Below are 16,651 nucleotides of genomic sequence, written 5' to 3' on the forward strand. Positions count from 1 at the left end.
GTTGGATGTAATCAGGAGCGGGTGATGCAAGCAAGTCGTTGGGCGCAGGTATGGATGATTTTCGGGTTACTTTGGTTTTTGCTGGCGATTGCCTTTGCGCCAACCAACAAGATTTACCAGCAAGGCTTGACGCTGTTTCTCTGGCTGCCGGCCATGGTGTTTGCCTGGTCGGCGCGCGAGCGTCTCAAGGCGGTCTGGCGTGAGCAGCGCTGGATTTGCCTGATGCTTGTGGCGCTTGCGGCCTGGGGTGCGATCAGCTTGTCGTGGACCAATACCGAAGATCCTTCGCGCGAAACCAAGCGCCTGCTGTACATCGGCGTGTTCCTGCTGTTTTTCCCGGTGTTTGCCTGTGGCCAGACCGAGCGGGTGATCCGCGTGATGCAGTGGGGTGGTTTTGGCCTCGCCTTGTCGTCGCTGGTGGCGATCATCAAGTTTTACGGCGTTGAGCATAATGCGTGGTATGCGCGCCTTGAAGGCCTGGGCCAGTTGTCCCACCCGATTCTGGGCGCCTATGTGATTGGCGTGGCGGCGGTCTGGCTGCTGCATTGGCTGCCGCGTGGCCGTTGGATGCAAGTGGCGTGGGTGCTGTCCATCGCGCTCCTCGGGCTGTTCGTGGTGTTGAGCCAAAGCCGTGGCGCCGCACTGGCCCTGCTGTTGACTGTGGTGGCGATGCCTGCCTGGTGTCGCGACCGGCGTTCAACCGTGCTCGCCATTGGCGCGATTGTGGCGGCGCTGGCGGTGTTCTTTGCCCTTCAATCGCTGATGCTGGCTCGGGGCGTCTCCTACCGGCCGCAGATCTTTATGTCCGCGCTGCAGATGATTTCCGAACACCCGTGGACCGGCCTGGGACTGGGCGGGGATTACAAGGTGCTTGCCGATGGCATTTATTTCGATCACTCCCACAACCTGTTCACCCACATCACCATCGAACTGGGCCTGCCTGGCCTGCTGCTGTGGTGCGGGCTGTGGTTCGGCGTGTTGTGGCAAGCCTGGAAGGCGCGCGACACGCTCTACGGCAAGGGTGTTATCGGCGTCTGGGTGTTCTCGTTCCTGGCCATGCAGTTCGATGCTGCCAGCCTCACCGGCACGCCACGCGCCGAGTGGTTTATCTCGTGGCTGCCGATTGCGCTGGCCAGTGTTTTGGTCTGGGCTCGGGCCAAACCCGACGCTTGTGATAAAGTTCGCGTCCTATCCAATCAGTGAGCTCGACACATGAGTGACGCACCGCCCAAAGCGGACCAGGAGTCCAGCCTCAAAATTTATTTGCGGCTGCTGGGCTATGTGAAACCGTACCTCGGCATGTTCATGCTGAGTATTGTGGGCTTTGTGATCTTTGCGTCCACCCAGCCCATGCTCGCCGGAATCCTCAAATACTTCGTGGATGGCCTGAGCAATCCCGACGTGGTGTTCCTGCCCAAGATCCCGTTGTTCAAGGACCTTAAATTGCTGATGGCCGTGCCGCTGCTGATCATCCTGATCGCGGCGTGGCAGGGCCTGGGTTCCTTCCTGGGTAACTACTACCTGGCCAAGGTGTCCCTGGGCCTGGTGCATGACCTGCGGGTCGAACTGTTCAACAAGCTATTGGTGCTGCCCAACCGCTATTTCGATACGCACAACTCCGGGCACCTGATTTCCCGTATCACGTTCAACGTGACGATGGTGACCGGTGCCGCCACGGACGCGATCAAGGTGGTCATCCGCGAAGGCCTGACGGTGGTGTTCCTGTTCGGCTACCTGCTGTGGATGAACTGGAAGCTGACCCTGGTGATGCTGGCGATCCTGCCGCTGATAGCGGTGATGGTCAGCAGCACCAGCAAGAAATTCCGCAAGCAGAGCAAGAAGATCCAGGTGGCGATGGGCGACGTGACCCATGTTGCGTCCGAGACCATCCAGGGTTACCGCGTGGTGCGCAGCTTCGGTGGCGAAAGCTATGAAGAGCGGCGTTTCGCGGCCGCCAGCCAAGGCAACACCGACAAGCAGCTGCGCATGAACAAGACCGGCGCGGTCTACACCCCGATGCTGCAATTGGTGATCTACACCGCCATGGCCACGCTGATGTTCCTGGTACTGCTGCTGCGCGGCGACGCCACGGCGGGCGACCTGGTGGCTTACATCACGGCTGCGGGCCTGCTGCCCAAGCCGATCCGCCAGTTGTCGGAAGTCAGCTCGACCATCCAGAAGGGCGTCGCAGGCGCCGAAAGCATCTTCGAACAGCTGGATGAAGTGCCGGAAGTCGACAGCGGCACCGTCGAGCGTGATCGCGTCAGCGGTCGCCTGGACGTGCGCAACCTGAGCTTTACCTATCCCGGCACTGAGCGCGAAGTGCTCAAGAACATCAGCTTCAGTGCGGCGCCTGGGCAGATGATTGCCCTGGTCGGGCGCTCGGGCAGCGGCAAGTCGACCCTGGCCAGCCTGATCCCGCGTTTCTATCATCACGAAACCGGTGAAATCCTGCTGGACGAGGTGGAAATCGAAGACTACCGCCTGCGCAATCTGCGCCGGCATGTGGCCCAGGTGACCCAGCACGTGACGCTGTTCAACGACACTGTGGCCAACAACATCGCCTACGGTGACCTGGCGGATGCGCCGCGTGAGGACGTCGAGAAAGCCGCGGCGGATGCCTACGCCATGGACTTCATCGCCGAGCTGCCAAAAGGCCTGGACACTGAAGTCGGTGAAAACGGCGTGCTGCTGTCCGGCGGCCAACGTCAACGCCTGGCAATCGCGCGCGCGCTGTTGAAAAATGCCCCGCTGCTGATTCTGGACGAAGCCACTTCGGCGCTGGACACCGAGTCCGAGCGCCATATCCAGGCCGCGCTGGACAAGGTCATGAAGGGCCGTACCACGCTGGTGATCGCGCACCGGTTGTCGACCATCGAGAAAGCCGACCTGATTCTGGTGATGGACCACGGTGAAATTGTCGAGCGTGGTACGCATCTTGAACTGCTGGCCATGGGCGGCTATTACTCGCGCCTGCACGCCATGGGCCTGGATGAGCCGGCCACGGACAACATCACCTGACACCCCGCGGCGCGCAATGCGCCGCGTTTTTTGTATCAGGTCCCTTACGGGCTTGACCAACGCCACATAATTCCCGGCCTGGCGCTTGCTATGTTGGCCTTCTCGATTCGAATGACGAACGAGAGGGCTAACCTTCTTGCGTGGGAAATGGCATGTTGCAACGTCTGTTCTGGAAACTGCTTCCCAAGCCCCAGCGGGTGTTTCTGCTGGGGCGCTTGTCGGTGGTGGATCGCCAGGCGGTGAACAAATCCCTGTCTGCGCTCACCCGGCTTCACCCCGCTTTCGAACGCTACAACTGCGTGTTTATCCATGTGCCCAAATGTGCCGGCAGCAGCGTGTGTTCGGCGTTGCTGGACGGGCGCTGGCCGGGGCATCTGCCGTATTACTGGTATCAGCAGCAATTCCCCGAGCACTGCGAACGCAGCTTCAAATTCGCGTTCGTGCGTGACCCGCTGGAGCGCGCCTACTCGGCCTATACCTATTTGCGCAGCAACCAGATGGGCGCCCGCGACCGGCACGCCCAGGCCCTGGTTTCCAGCTACCGTGACTTCGACCATTTTGTCGCGGGCTGGCTGCACCCGGACAACCTGCGCCGCCAACTGCATTTTGCGCCGCAGACCGACTTCCTGGTCGATCACCTGGGGCACATGGCGATGGATTTTCTCGGTCGTCAGGAAACGCTGCAGCACGACTTCCAGCACCTGTGCGAACGCCTTGGCGTGGCTTCATCGCTGCCGCACCTGAATGTCTCAGTGGGGCGTCGCAACGAACCGGTCAAGGCGTTCTGCTCCGTGCGTACGCGGCGCCTGGTCCGGCGTGCCTATCAACGTGACTACGAGGTCCTGGGTTATGAATAACCCGTCACTCTCCCGTGGCTGCGCGTCTATCCGGCCGTTTGCCTTATCGTTGTCGGTCACCGCACGGGCCGCACTCAAGAATCAGCAGCCTTGCTGCCTGTGGCTGACGGGGCTGTCGGGGTCTGGCAAATCCACCCTGGCCAATGCGTTGGAGGTGCAACTCAACGAGCAGGGCCGGCACACCTTTGTGCTCGATGGCGACAATTTGCGCAGCGGCTTATGCAATGACCTGGGCATGAGTGATGCGGCGCGCAAGGAGAACATCCGGCGTATCGGCGAAGTGGCGCGGTTGATGGTGGACGCGGGGCTGATCGTGATTGTCTCGGCCATTTCCCCGTTCAGCGCCGACCGCGCGACCGCCAGGGCGCTGTTCGGGCCGGGGCAGTTTTTTGAGGTGTATATCAGCACACCGTTCGAGGTCTGCGCGCGGCGTGACCCCAAAGGCTTGTACCGCGCAGCGCTGGACGGGCGGATCAAGGCCTTCACCGGCCTGGACAGCCCGTATGAAGCGCCGCGTGCAGCCGACTGCACGATCAATACCGACGCGGTGGAATTGGCCGGCGCTGTGCAGCACATCCTGACAAGCTTGTTTAAAAAATAACCAGTTTTCGCGCAGGATGCATTGCGGATAAAGCTCTCGAACTAGGCGGCGCTCACCCTGTGCTAATATCGCGCCCCTGTTCATTTTGTATGTGGGTTGCTCCATGAAGTTGTCCATGCCGCGATTCGATCAAGCCCCTGTCTTGGTGGTCGGCGATGTCATGCTCGACCGTTACTGGCATGGCGGTACCTCACGGATTTCCCCTGAGGCGCCGGTACCGGTAGTCAAGGTCGAGCAAATCGAAGACCGTCCAGGCGGCGCTGCCAACGTTGCCCTCAATATTGCCGCCCTCGGCGCCCCGGCCTCCCTGGTGGGTGTGACCGGCGACGACGAAGCCGCCAACAGCCTGGCCAACAGCCTGGAGGCTGCAGGCGTGCGCGCGGTGTTCCAGCGCATCGCCCATCAGCCGACCATCGTCAAGCTGCGGGTCATGAGCCGTCACCAGCAATTGCTGCGTATCGATTTCGAAGAACCCTTCGCCACCGACGCCCTGACCCTCAGCGGCCAGGTTGACGCGTTGCTCGAAGGCATCAAGGTGCTGGTGTTGTCCGACTACGGCAAAGGCGCCCTGAAAAACCACCAGATGCTGATCCAGGCCGCCAAGGCCCGGGGCATTCCGGTGCTGGCCGACCCCAAGGGCAAGGACTTCTCGATTTATCGCGGGGCCAGCCTGATCACGCCGAACCTCAGCGAGTTCGAAGCCATCGTCGGCGGTTGCGCCGATGAGCACGACCTGGTGACCAAGGGCGCGGCATTGATGGCCGACCTCGACCTGGGCGCCTTGCTGGTGACCCGTGGCGAGCACGGCATGACCCTGCTGCGCCCCGGCCACCCGGCGATGCACCTGCCGGCACGCGCCCGTGAAGTGTTCGATGTCACCGGCGCCGGCGACACGGTTATTTCGACCCTGGCCGCTTCCATCGCGGCCGGCGAAGAACTGCCCCACGCCGTGGCCCTGGCCAACCTGGCGGCAGGCATCGTGGTCGGCAAGCTGGGTACCGCGGCCATCAGCGCACCTGAACTGCGCCGCGCCATCCAGCGTTCCGAAGGCTCGGAGCGTGGCGTGCTGACCATCGAGCAATTGCTGCTGGCGATTGACGATGCGCGCGCCCACAACGAAAGCATTGTGTTCACCAACGGCTGCTTCGACATCCTCCACGCCGGCCATGTGACGTACCTGGAACAGGCGCGTGCCCAAGGCGATCGCCTGATCGTCGCGGTCAATGACGATGCCTCGGTCAGCCGCCTGAAGGGCCCCGGCCGCCCGATCAACAGTGTTGATCGGCGCATGGCCGTATTGGCCGGCCTGGGCGCAGTGGACTGGGTGATCAGCTTCCCCGAAGCGACCCCGGAAAACCTGCTGGCCCAGGTCAAGCCGGACGTGCTGGTCAAGGGCGGCGATTATTCCGTCGACCAGGTCGTGGGTGCCGATATCGTCAGTGCCTACGGCGGCAAGGTCAAAGTGCTGGGGTTGGTCGAGAACAGCTCGACCACCGCCATTGTCGAGAAGATCCGCAACAATGAGTAACGCTGATAAGTGGGTCCTGATCACCGGCGGTGCCGGCTTTATCGGCTCGCACCTGGTCGATGCGCTGTTGGCCAAGGGTTATGCGGTGCGGGTGCTGGATAACTTGTCCACGGGCAAGCGCAGCAACCTGCCGCTGAGCAATCCTCGCGTACAGCTGATTGAAGGCGACGTCGCCAATGCCGAGTTGGTAGCCCAAGCCGCCGTTGGCACGATGGCGGTGGTGCACCTGGCGGCGGTCGCGTCGGTGCAGGCCTCGGTGGATGACCCGGTCAGCACGCACCAGAGCAATTTTGTCGGCACCCTGAATGTCTGCGAAGCGATGCGCAAAGCCGGCGTGAAACGCGTGGTGTTTGCCTCCAGCGCGGCGGTCTACGGCAACAACGGCGAGGGTGCTTCGATTGATGAAGAGACCACCAAGGCGCCATTGACGCCCTATGCGTCGGATAAATTGGCCGGTGAGCATTACTTTGATTTCTACCGTCGCCAGCATGGCCTGGAGCCGGTGGTGTTCCGCTTCTTCAATATCTTCGGGCCGCGCCAGGATCCGTCATCGCCGTATTCCGGGGTGATCAGTATCTTCTGTGAGCGGGCTCAGCAGGGCGTGCCGATTGCCGTGTTTGGCGACGGTGAGCAGACCCGCGATTTCATGTATGTGGAAGACCTGGTGGATGTGCTGGTGCAGGCCATCGAAGCGCCGGACGCGCCGTTGGGTGCGATCAACGTTGGGTGGAACCGTACGACCACCCTCAAGCAGGTGCTGCAGGCGCTGGAAGCCGCGGTGGGCAGCTTGCCTGCCGTGACTTACGGGCCGGCGCGATCGGGGGATATCCGGCATTCGCGGGCGAACAACCAGCGCTTGCTGGCCAGCTTCAAATTGCCCGAGCCGACCCCGTTGAAGGCCGGCCTGGAGCGACTGCTTAACGGCTGAACCAACTGAATCTGGGAGGAGGCAAGCCCCCTCCCATTTGGATCGTGCTCAACCCTTGGCTTTTTTCTTCGGCACAATCTTGCGCAACACCCGCTGTGCCAGGCGCTTCAATTTTGATTCTTTCTCCGGCTCCGCCAGGCCCTGCTGCCTGAGCCAATCCTTCCAGCGAATTCGCTCATCGCGCACCAGCCAGCCTTCCTGCCGGGCAAAGCTTTCCGCCAGGTACAACCCCCGCGTACTGGCCGGATACAGCTGATCCTTCTTGACCGTATACAACTCAGCCAACGGCTGGCCGTCTTTTAAGGGCATCAGGTACAAGTCCGGGCGCTGACGGTCCAGGCGCGCAACCAGCTGGTCACCTTCGAGCCGCTCGTCCACATGGAACAGGCTCAGGGACTTGGCCTCCTTCGGCACCTCAAGGCGCAAGTCATAAATCAATTGCAGCGACGCCGTCGGCAAGTGCACGTAGGCCCGCGGCCGTTCGATCAGTTGGGTCGTCGCACAGCGCACCGGGCGGGCGGCGCCGGACAGTGGGCTGAGACGAAACGGCAGCGCCTCGCGGTAATGCAGCGCGGCAGAGTAGGGCGCCGGCAGCCAGGTGTCGTTGAAGCGCCCGCTGAGCCAGCCTTCCGGCGTTTCCAGCAGGCACTCCTCGGCAATCTCCTGGATGGCGGTGTGCAGCGGCAGGTTCAGTTCATGGGCCGGGACGTAGCCGGAAATCAGCTTGAGCACCACGTCGCCACGGTCCTGGCGGCGCTGGCGCACCAGCACCCAGTAATCCTTGTTTTGCCAGTGCAGGGTCAGGCGCACCGACACGCCGAGGTTCGCCAGCTCGAGGGCGAAGCGCTCGGGGTCGGCCACTTCCACCGGCTTGCGGCGCTGCAAGGTCTGGGCGAAATTTAGCGGCATGCCCACGCTCTGGTAACTCAGGCCTTCGGGGGTAGCTTCGACGTGCAGCGGCAGTGTTTTAAAGTTGCTGGGGTTCTTTCTTATGAGCGTTCGCGGCATGTCGGCTCCTTCTTGCGACGGGGTCGGCCGCGTGGGCGGCATCAGAGTTGACGAATGACCTTGGCAGCGGTCGCCACGTTATGGGCCAGGTGCAGCGGGTTAATGGTCCCGACAATAGCACTGGCGACGCCTGTTTGCGCAAACAACAATGTGAAACTGGCTTGAATTGGATCCATTCCAGGCTCCAGGCACACATGGCCGCTGGCCAGGGCCTTTTTCACCAGGATGCCTTTGCCATGGGCCGCCGCATATTCAATGACGGTTTTCTCGCCCTGTTCGTTCAGATTGTAGGTGACCATCGCGCAATCACCCTGTTCCAGAGCCTTCACCCCGCCCTCGACGGTTTTGCCGGAGAAGCCGAAGCCGCGGATTTTGCCTTCCTTTTTCAGCGCCGCAAGGGTCTCGTACACCGCGCAGTCATTGAGGATATGCAGGTCGTTGCCATCGGAATGCACCAGCACCAGGTCGATAAAATCAGTTTCAAGGCGTTTCAAGCTGCGCTCGATCGACATCCGGGTATGGGCGGCACTGAAGTCGTGGCTGGAGGTGCCGTTTTGGAATTCTTCGCCGACCTTGCTGACAATCACCCAGTCCTTGCGCTGATCGCGCAACAACGGGCCCAGGCGCTCCTCGCTGATGCCGTAGGCCGGCGCGGTGTCGATCAGGTTGATCCCCAGCTCGCGGGCCTGGCGCAACAGCATGCGTGCCTCGTCGTCGCCCGGAATCGTAAAGCCGCTGGGGTATTTCACCCCTTGGTCGCGGCCCAGCTTGACGGTGCCCAGGCCCAGCGGCGAGACCATCAGGCCGGTGCTGCCCAGGGGGCGATGCAGGTCGTGCAGAGTGGGCAGGCTCATGGCAACAGTTGCTCCCAGGCAGGTTGGCCGATAGCCGGTTTTGGCAGGTCGGGCAGGGCGTCGGTGGCGCTAGGGTGGATGCCGTCGCGCTCCAGGCTGTGGATAACCCGGTCGGCGAAGTCCGGCGCCAGGGCCAGTTTGGTCGGCCAGCCCACCAGCAGGCGGCCCTGTTCGGCAAGGAATGCGTTGTCAGGACGGCTCAGGCCCGATTGCAACGGTTCGGCACGGTCGACACGCAAAGTGGCCCAGCGCGTCTGGCTCATGTCGATCCAAGGCAGCAGCTGCGCCAGTTCTTTCTGTGCGGTGGCGATCTGTTCTTCAGGCGTGCGCGCCACCCCGTCGGCCTCGGCGATATCGCCGCCCATGTACCACACCCAGTTGCCATCGGCGGCGGGGTGGGTGGTCACGGTGATGCGCGGTTTGGTGCCGCCGCCCAGGCAGTGGGCGTACAGCGGCTTCAAGCCCGGGCCTTTGGCGATGATCATGTGCAACGGGCGTTTTTGCATGGCCGGCTGGCTCAGGCCGAGGGCGCTCAGCAGGTCAGCGGTGCCGCCGCCTGCGCTCAGCACGATGCGCTGGGCGCGGATCTCGCGCCCATCGACCTTCAGACCTACCAGGGTGTCGCCTTCCAGCAACGGTTCGATGTGTTGCCCGGCGAGCAAGCCATCACCGGCCAATTGCGCCAGGCGTTCGATCAGGCTTGGCACATCGATGACCAATTCGGCCAGGCGATAGACCTTGCCCTTGAAGCGGCGATCCTGCAGCGCGGGCGGCAGCTCGTCGCCCTTGACCTGATCGACACGACCGCGCACGGCCTTGCTCGCGAAAAAACTGGTGAGGTTGCCGGCGATCGTACCCGGTGACCACAGATAGTGAGCTTCGGACAGCAAACGCACGCCGGAAAGGTCCAGCTCGCCGTTGCCGGCCAAGGCTTCACGCCAGCGGCGCGGCATATCGGCAATGGCTTCGGAGGCGCCGGTGAGGGCGCCATGCAGGGCGTATTTCGCGCCGCCGTGGATGATCCCCTGGGACTTCACGCTTTGCCCGCCACCCAGGGTGGCGCTTTCCACCAGTACCGTGGAAAACCCCTGGCGGCGCAGGCGCGCATTCAGCCAGAGGCCGGCAACCCCGGCGCCGACAATCAGGACGTCGGTGGAAATAACGGATGGCATGGGCGACCTCAGTGTTCAAGACAAGGGCCGCAGTATACAGGCTGTGGCGTTGCGGTCAGTGCCCGGCGGTTTTCGAGAACAGCTGGATCACCACCACGCCCAGCACGATCAGGCCCATGCCGAGCATTGCCGGCACGTCGAGTTTCTGCCCGTAGATAAACAGCGCCGCGATGCTCACCATCACAATGCCCATCCCTGCCCACACGGCATACGCCACGCCGACTGGCACGGTACGCACCACCAGGGTCAGCATCCAGAACGCCACGCCATAACCGACGATCACCAGCAACAGCGGGATGGGCGTGCTCCAGCCTTTGATGGCTTTCATGGAAACGGTGGCGATCACTTCCGAGCAGATGGCAATGGCCAGGTAGCAGTAGGCGGCGTTCATGGGTCGATCCTCGGTGTGAAGCACTCTGATAAGGCCGGCATTCTAGAGGTTTGTCAGATGGGGTAAAGTCATTACCTATCCGAAATAAAGATGGGTTGATCCATGAGCGTGCAATGGAATCTGGAGCAGATGCGCCTGTTCGTCAGCGTCGCCGAGCAGCGCTCGTTTTCGGCGGTGGCGCGCGAGCAGCGCAGGGCGCAATCGGCGGTCAGCAATGGCATCGCATTGCTTGAGGCGGACCTGGGCGTAAGCCTGTTCGAGCGTAGCAGCGGCCGTCAGCCACGCCTGACCGAGGCCGGCAGCGTATTGCTGGAAGAGGCCCGCGAAGTGCTGCGCCAGTGCGAACGGCTGAATGGCCGCGCGCTGTCGTTGACCCGCGGTGAGGAAGCCTGCCTGCGCCTGGCCCAGGATGAAGCCATGCTGTTCCAGCCGGTGCTCGACAGCCTGGAGGCGCTGGCGGGGCAATACCCGTTGCTGGAAGTGCAGCTGTCCAGCGCCGCCCAGGGTGATGTGGCGCGCAAGTTGGTCGAGCGCAAGGCCGACCTGGGCCTGTTGTTCTACCACGACCAGATCCCCGAAGCCCTTGAGCGGCGGGTTGTGGGCAGTGTGGAGATGGTCACCGTGTGTGGCGTCAATCACCCGCTCGCCAGGGAAAAATACGTGACGTGCCAGCACCTGGCGCAGTTTCGCCAGTTGCTGATGTCGACCCAGACCAGTGTCTACCCCGGCAGCGAGGCGGCCAGCCCGCTGGTTTGGCGCGCCGACAGTTTCTACGTCTTGGCGGAATGGCTGATGAGTGGCCTGGGCTGGGCCTGGCTGCCTCGGCACATCGTGCAATACCCGACCTATCAGCAAAAAATGGTCGAATTGCACAGCGAATGGACGCCGCCGGCGCTGGTGGTGGAGTTGGTGTGGCGCCGCGACGAGCACCTGGGCCCGGCCGCACGCTTTCTTGCCGAACGTTTTGCCGAGTGCTTGCAGGCGATCGACTGAAAAAGCCGATAAACTCCGCCGCCATGAATAGAACTCTCTACAGCTGTCTGTTTTACCTCGCGCTGCCACTGGTGGCTTTACGTCTGTGGCTGCGCGCACGCAAGGCGCCGGCCTATGCCAAGCGCATCAGCGAGCGGTTTTCCTATGGTTTGCCGGTACTGCAGCCGGGCGGGATCTGGGTGCATGCCGTGTCGGTGGGCGAGAGCATTGCCGCCGCGCCGATGGTGCGTGGGCTGCTGGAGCGTTATCCACAGCTGCCGATCACGGTTACGTGCATGACGCCCACCGGTTCCGAGCGCATCCAGGCGTTGTTCGCCAACGAGCCGCGGATCCAGCACTGCTATTTGCCCTACGATTTGCCGTGTGCGGCCAAGCGTTTTCTTGATCGCGTGCAGCCCAAGCTCGCGGTGATCATGGAAACCGAGCTGTGGCCCAACCATATCCACGCCTGCGCCCAGCGCGGTATCCCGGTGGCGCTGGCCAATGCGCGGCTGTCGGCGCGTTCGGCCAAGGGCTATGCACGCTTCGCCAAGCTGACGGCGCCCATGCTGGCGCAAATGAGCTTGTTCGCCGTGCAGACCGAGACCGAGGCCCAGCGTTTTCTAAGCCTCGGCGCGCGGCCAGAGACCGTGCAGGTCACCGGCTCGATCAAGTTCGACCTGAGCATCGACCCCGAGCTGCCGGTGCGCGCGGCCGCCCTGCGCGAGCAGTGGGGGGCCACTGAGCGCCCGGTGTGGATCGCCGCCAGTACCCATGAGGGCGAAGACCAAGTGGTACTCGCGGCCCATCGCCAGTTGCTCGAAAGCTATCCCAACGCGCTGCTGATTCTGGTGCCGCGTCACCAGGAACGCTTTGGCCCGATGTTCGAGTTGAGCACGCAACACGGCTTTGCCACGGTGCGCCGTTCCAGCGGCGAGCCGGTCACTGCGCAAACCTCGGTATTGCTCGGCGACACCATGGGCGAGCTGCTGTTTCTTTATGCCCTGGCCGACAGTGCGTTTGTCGGCGGCAGCCTGGTGGCGACCGGTGGGCATAACCCGCTGGAACCGGCGGCGCTGGCAAAACCGGTGATCATGGGGCCGCACGTCTTCAATTTCCTCGACATCACCACGATGATGCGCGAAGCCGGGGCGTTGCGCGCCGTGGATGACGCCGAAGGGCTGGCCGAAGCCGTGCGGCAGCTGTTCGAGCTGCCACAGGATGCGCGCAAGATGGCGCAGGCGGGGCTCAAGGTGATGCAGGCCAACCAGGGCGCGCTGAAGCGTTTGCTGGATGGTTTGGACAAACTCCTGAATCACTGACCACACACATCAAATGTGGGAGCGGGCTTGCTCGCGAATGCGGTGTGTCAGCCAGTACATGTGTTGACTGACACTCCCCATTTGCGAGCAAGCCCGCTCCCACAGTTGTTTCAGGGGGTGTTCAGTACCCCGGCCGGGCCTTGAGCTGCTCGGCCGCAGCCTTGGCCAGGTCCGGTGGCAGGAAGTCTTTGTCCGGGTTGTAGTCAGCCTTCAGGTAGCGCGCCAGATCCTGCAAATCCCCTGGGTTCAAGGTGCCTGCCGCCTGCTTCAGGCGCAGGTTGTCGAGGATGTAGTCGTAGCGGCTGTTGTTGTAGTTGCGCACCGACGCGTAGAGCTGGCGTTGTGAATCCAGCACATCGACGATGTTGCGCGTGCCCACCTGGTAACCGATTTCCGTGGCTTCCACCGCGCTCTGGTTGGAGATGATCGACTGGCGGCGCGCCTGCACCTGCTCCACATCGGTGTTCACCGCGCGGTGCAGGTTGCGGGTGTTTTCCACCACCTGGCGGCGCAGGCCTTCGCGCTGCTGCTCGGTCTGGCCCAGGCGCGAGTAGGACTCACGCACTTGCGAGCTGGTCAGGCCGCCGCTGTAGATCGGGATATTCAGGCGCAGGCCGATGGTGCGTTGCTCCACATCGCCCCGATACGGCGTGCCGAAGGCATTCGGGTTGCTGAAACCGAGGGCGTCGTTGTCACCTTTTTCGTATTGCGCCACGGCGTCCAGGGTCGGCGCGTGGCCGGCCTTGCGCTGCTTCAGGGTTTCTTCGGCGGCGGTCACCGCGTAGTTGCTGGCGAGCAGGTTCAGGTTTTGGCGGCCGGCCGTCTCGACCCAGGCCTTGGCGTCGTTCGGCAGCGGCGGCAGCACCGGCAAGGTGTGGACAATGCCCTGGATCGAGTTGTACTGGCGGTTGGTCAGGGTGATCAGCGCTTCAAAGGCATCGTCTACCTGGCGCTGGGCCAGGATGCGGTTGGCGCGGGCGGTGTCGTAGCTGGCCTGGGACTGCAGCACATCGGTCTTGTCCGACAGGCCCACGTCGAATCGCTCGTTGGATTGGTCGAGCTGGCGCTTGAAGGCATTTTCTTCGGCCTTGGTCGAGGCCAGGTTGTCTTGGGCGCGCAGCACTGCGAAATAGCTTTCGGCGCTTTGCAGGATCAGGTTCTGTTCGGTGGCCGACAATTGCAGCGCGGCCTGCTCATTGGTGGCCTCGGCCGCTTGCAGTTGGAACCAGCGGTCGGCGCGGAACAGCGGCTGGCTCAAGGTTGCGCGCCAGGAGTGCGCATCGCGGTTGGCGGTGGCGGCCGGCGTGTCGATCTGGGTACGCACGTTATTGATGTCCGCAGCGCCCGACAGGTTCGGCAGCAAGCCGGCACGCGCCTGGGGCACCACTTCTTTCTGCGCGCCGTATTGGGCGCGTGCGGCGGCCAGGTCGGCGTTGTTGTCCACGGCTTCCTGGTAGACGCTGACCAAGTCAGTCCTGGCGGACAAGGGCGCTTCAGCTGCCCAGACCATTCCGTTGGTCGCACAAGACACGGCGAGAGCCAGTGAGAGTTTGCGCAGCATGAGGCGATCCCTAGAGTGAATATTACGGCGATAATTTAGCGCCCAAGGCTAAGGCGGGCCATTCCTGGCGTCAAGCATTGTGGCGGCCTTGGAGTGTAGTGGCGCTGACCCGGCGCAACAATCCTGCAATCATGCCATTCATCACGCTGAATGCACCGCGATTGGCAATTTGCCCACGGCATGGTCTAGACTGGCCGCGTTCTTGTCGGGGTGCCTTGTTGGAAGGCTGAGATCGGTAAATACCGGATCCCGTTGAACCTGATCAGGTTAACGCCTGCGTAGGGAACAAGATTTCTCGTCCCCCGGCGAGTCCTCTTGTGCTTCGTCCGGGATGTTGTTCGACAATCGAACAGCCCTCGTGCACCGAGCACAGCACTGGTTTCAGTGCGTCCATCCGTCACAGGTTCGCTCCGACAAAAATCCACCGCCTGGATAAGTTGGAGAGCCCGTGATGAGCACAGAAATAAAAAGTACAAAACTCAAAAACACCCAGCACTTGAGCGAATCGGCCAAGGTCGACTCCGGTTCCGTGCAGCCGTTTACCCGCTCGCAAAAAATCTACGTGCAGGGCACTCGCCCGGACATTCGTGTGCCGATGCGTGAAGTCAGCCTGGACGTGACCCCCACCGATTTCGGCGGTGAAATCAACGCGCCCGTGGTGGTCTATGACACCTCCGGGCCCTACACCGACCCCAATGTCATCATCGATGTGCGCAAAGGCCTCGGCGATGTGCGCTCGCCGTGGATCGAGTCGCGTGGCGACACCGAGCGCCTGTCTGGCCTGAGCTCGCACTTCGGCCAGCAGCGCCTCAGCGATGCCGAGCTGACCGCGCTGCGTTTTGCCCACGTGAAAAACCCTCGCCGCGCCAAGGCCGGCGCCAACGTCACGCAGATGCACTACGCGCGCAAAGGCATCATCACCGCCGAGATGGAATACGTCGCCATCCGCGAAAACATGAAGCTTGAAGAAGCCCGCGCCAGCGGCCTGCTCGACCAGCAACACGCCGGCCACAGCTTCGGCGCCAGCGTGCCGAAAATCATCACGCCGGAATTTGTGCGCGAAGAAATCGCCCGTGGCCGCGCGATCATCCCGGCGAACATCAACCACACCGAACTGGAACCGATGATCATCGGCCGTAACTTCCTGGTGAAGATCAACGGCAACATCGGCAACAGCGCCCTGGGTTCGTCCATCGAAGAAGAAGTCGCGAAACTCACCTGGGGCATTCGCTGGGGCTCGGACACGGTGATGGACCTGTCCACCGGCAAGCACATCCACGAAACCCGCGAGTGGATCATCCGCAACTCGCCGGTGCCGATCGGCACCGTGCCGATCTACCAGGCGCTGGAAAAAGTCGGCGGCGCCGCTGAAGACCTGACCTGGGAGCTGTTTCGCGACACGCTGATCGAGCAGGCAGAGCAGGGCGTCGACTACTTCACCATCCACGCCGGCGTGTTGCTGCGCTACGTGCCGCTGACCGCCAAGCGCGTGACCGGCATTGTGTCCCGTGGCGGCTCGATCATGGCCAAGTGGTGCCTGGCGCACCACAAAGAGAACTTCACCTATACGCATTTCGACGAAATCTGCGAAATCATGAAGGCCTACGACGTCAGCTTCTCCCTCGGCGACGGCCTGCGCCCGGGCTCGATTGCCGACGCCAACGATGCTGCCCAATTCGGCGAGCTGGAAACCCTTGGCGAGTTGACCAAAATCGCCTGGAAGCACGACGTGCAAACCATGATCGAAGGTCCCGGCCACGTGCCGATGCAGCTGATCAAGGAGAACATGGACAAGCAGCTGGAGTGCTGCGACGAGGCGCCGTTCTACACCCTCGGCCCGCTGACCACCGACATTGCGCCGGGCTACGACCACATCACGTCCGGCATTGGCGCCGCGATGATCGGCTGGTTCGGTTGCGCCATGCTCTGCTACGTCACGCCCAAGGAACACCTGGGCTTGCCCAACAAGGATGACGTGAAGACCGGGATCATCACCTACAAGATCGCGGCGCATGCGGCGGACTTGGCCAAGGGGCACCCCGGCGCGCAGATCCGCGACAATGCCTTGAGCAAGGCGCGCTTTGAATTCCGCTGGGAGGACCAGTTCAACCTGGGCCTGGACCCGGACACCGCACGCTCCTATCACGACGAGACGTTGCCGAAGGACTCGGCCAAGGTCGCGCATTTCTGCTCGATGTGCGGGCCGAAATTCTGCTCGATGAAAATCACCCAGGAAGTGCGTGAATACGCGGCCAACCAGCGCATTGAAGCGGTGGATGTGGACGTGGCCAAGGGCCTGGCCGAACAGGCGGAGCGGTTCAAGCAGGAAGGTAGCCAGCTGTACAAGAAGGTCTGATCCAGAGGCGGCGGTGACTGTGCCGCCGCCATCGCGGGCAAGCCCGGCTCCCACATTTGGAATGCATTCCAGTGTGGGAG

The 16,651-nt window shown here is 62.5% G+C and carries 14 protein-coding genes and 1 riboswitch; of the genes, 9 read left to right on the forward strand and 5 right to left on the reverse strand.

The genetic code is table 11. The annotated features are described in order from the left end of the window. The first annotated feature begins 24 nt into the window (after positions 1-24). The 6 genes from WBR57_RS22455 to WBR57_RS22480 all read left to right on the forward strand — a co-directional run bounded on the left by WBR57_RS22455 (position 25) and on the right by WBR57_RS22480 (position 6,935). Positions 25-1,203: an O-antigen ligase family protein gene (locus tag WBR57_RS22455; protein WP_424086741.1), complete on the forward strand. Its 1,179-nt coding sequence runs from the start codon at positions 25-27 to the stop codon at positions 1,201-1,203. A 9-nt stretch (positions 1,204-1,212) separates the two neighbouring features. Next, positions 1,213-3,021, forward strand: coding sequence for a lipid A export permease/ATP-binding protein MsbA (gene msbA / locus WBR57_RS22460; protein WP_424086744.1), 1,809 nt, complete (start codon positions 1,213-1,215; stop codon positions 3,019-3,021). 152 nt (positions 3,022-3,173) lie between these two features. After that, positions 3,174-3,878, forward strand: coding sequence for a sulfotransferase family 2 domain-containing protein (locus WBR57_RS22465; RefSeq protein WP_424086746.1), 705 nt, complete (start codon positions 3,174-3,176; stop codon positions 3,876-3,878). Next, on the forward strand, positions 3,871-4,479 hold the full coding sequence (gene cysC, locus WBR57_RS22470; protein ID WP_424086748.1) for an adenylyl-sulfate kinase: 609 nt from the start codon (positions 3,871-3,873) through the stop codon (positions 4,477-4,479). The genes WBR57_RS22465 and cysC overlap by 8 nt, the downstream gene beginning before the upstream one ends. A gap of 103 nt (positions 4,480-4,582) precedes the next feature. Next, positions 4,583-6,007, forward strand: a complete 1,425-nt coding sequence (gene hldE / locus WBR57_RS22475; RefSeq protein ID WP_424086750.1) for a bifunctional D-glycero-beta-D-manno-heptose-7-phosphate kinase/D-glycero-beta-D-manno-heptose 1-phosphate adenylyltransferase HldE — start codon at positions 4,583-4,585, stop codon at positions 6,005-6,007. Beyond that, the gene (locus WBR57_RS22480) at positions 6,000-6,935 is read left to right on the forward strand and encodes an NAD-dependent epimerase/dehydratase family protein (RefSeq protein WP_424086752.1); all 936 of its coding nucleotides are present in this window, start codon (positions 6,000-6,002) and stop codon (positions 6,933-6,935) included. Before hldE ends, WBR57_RS22480 begins: the two co-directional genes overlap by 8 nt. A gap of 48 nt (positions 6,936-6,983) precedes the next feature. Here the strand turns inward: WBR57_RS22480 and WBR57_RS22485 are convergent, their stop codons facing one another. From WBR57_RS22485 to WBR57_RS22500, 4 genes are read right to left on the reverse strand one after another with little or no spacing between them, the layout of a single operon-like run. Further along, entirely contained in the window at positions 6,984-7,943 is a 960-nt protein-coding gene (locus WBR57_RS22485) for a metal ABC transporter ATPase (protein WP_122538311.1), read from the reverse strand. Between the two features lie 41 nt (positions 7,944-7,984). Beyond that, positions 7,985-8,797, reverse strand: coding sequence for an aldo/keto reductase (locus tag WBR57_RS22490; RefSeq protein ID WP_424086754.1), 813 nt, complete (start codon positions 8,795-8,797; stop codon positions 7,985-7,987). Continuing rightward, positions 8,794-9,969, reverse strand: a complete 1,176-nt coding sequence (locus WBR57_RS22495; RefSeq protein ID WP_424086756.1) for an NAD(P)/FAD-dependent oxidoreductase — start codon at positions 9,967-9,969, stop codon at positions 8,794-8,796. The genes WBR57_RS22490 and WBR57_RS22495 overlap by 4 nt, the downstream gene beginning before the upstream one ends. A gap of 55 nt (positions 9,970-10,024) precedes the next feature. Further along, on the reverse strand, positions 10,025-10,360 hold the full coding sequence (locus WBR57_RS22500) for a DMT family transporter (protein ID WP_027604927.1): 336 nt from the start codon (positions 10,358-10,360) through the stop codon (positions 10,025-10,027). Positions 10,361-10,462: 102 nt separating this feature from the next. Between WBR57_RS22500 and WBR57_RS22505 the strand changes: the two genes are divergently transcribed. After that, positions 10,463-11,353 (forward strand): LysR family transcriptional regulator, encoded by an 891-nt coding sequence (locus tag WBR57_RS22505; RefSeq protein WP_424086758.1) that lies wholly within the window; start codon positions 10,463-10,465, stop codon positions 11,351-11,353. A gap of 23 nt (positions 11,354-11,376) precedes the next feature. Then, positions 11,377-12,654 carry a lipid IV(A) 3-deoxy-D-manno-octulosonic acid transferase gene (gene waaA, locus WBR57_RS22510; protein WP_424086760.1) on the forward strand — a complete coding sequence of 426 codons (1,278 nt, stop codon included), beginning with the start codon at positions 11,377-11,379 and terminating at the stop codon, positions 12,652-12,654. A 121-nt stretch (positions 12,655-12,775) separates the two neighbouring features. On the opposite strand, the gene WBR57_RS22515 is transcribed toward waaA, so the two are convergent. After that, positions 12,776-14,215 (reverse strand): TolC family outer membrane protein, encoded by a 1,440-nt coding sequence (locus WBR57_RS22515; RefSeq protein WP_424086762.1) that lies wholly within the window; start codon positions 14,213-14,215, stop codon positions 12,776-12,778. A 196-nt stretch (positions 14,216-14,411) separates the two neighbouring features. Next, a riboswitch (TPP riboswitch) is annotated at positions 14,412-14,517 on the forward strand. A 149-nt stretch (positions 14,518-14,666) separates the two neighbouring features. On the opposite strand from WBR57_RS22515, the gene thiC reads away from it, so the two are divergent. Beyond that, complete coding sequence (thiC, locus tag WBR57_RS22520) at positions 14,667-16,571, forward strand: phosphomethylpyrimidine synthase ThiC (protein ID WP_424086764.1); 1,905 nt, start codon at positions 14,667-14,669, stop codon at positions 16,569-16,571. Positions 16,572-16,651: the final 80 nt, after the last annotated feature.

This window comes from Pseudomonas sp. (assembly GCF_049590575.1).
Lineage (GTDB): Bacteria > Pseudomonadota > Gammaproteobacteria > Pseudomonadales > Pseudomonadaceae > Aquipseudomonas.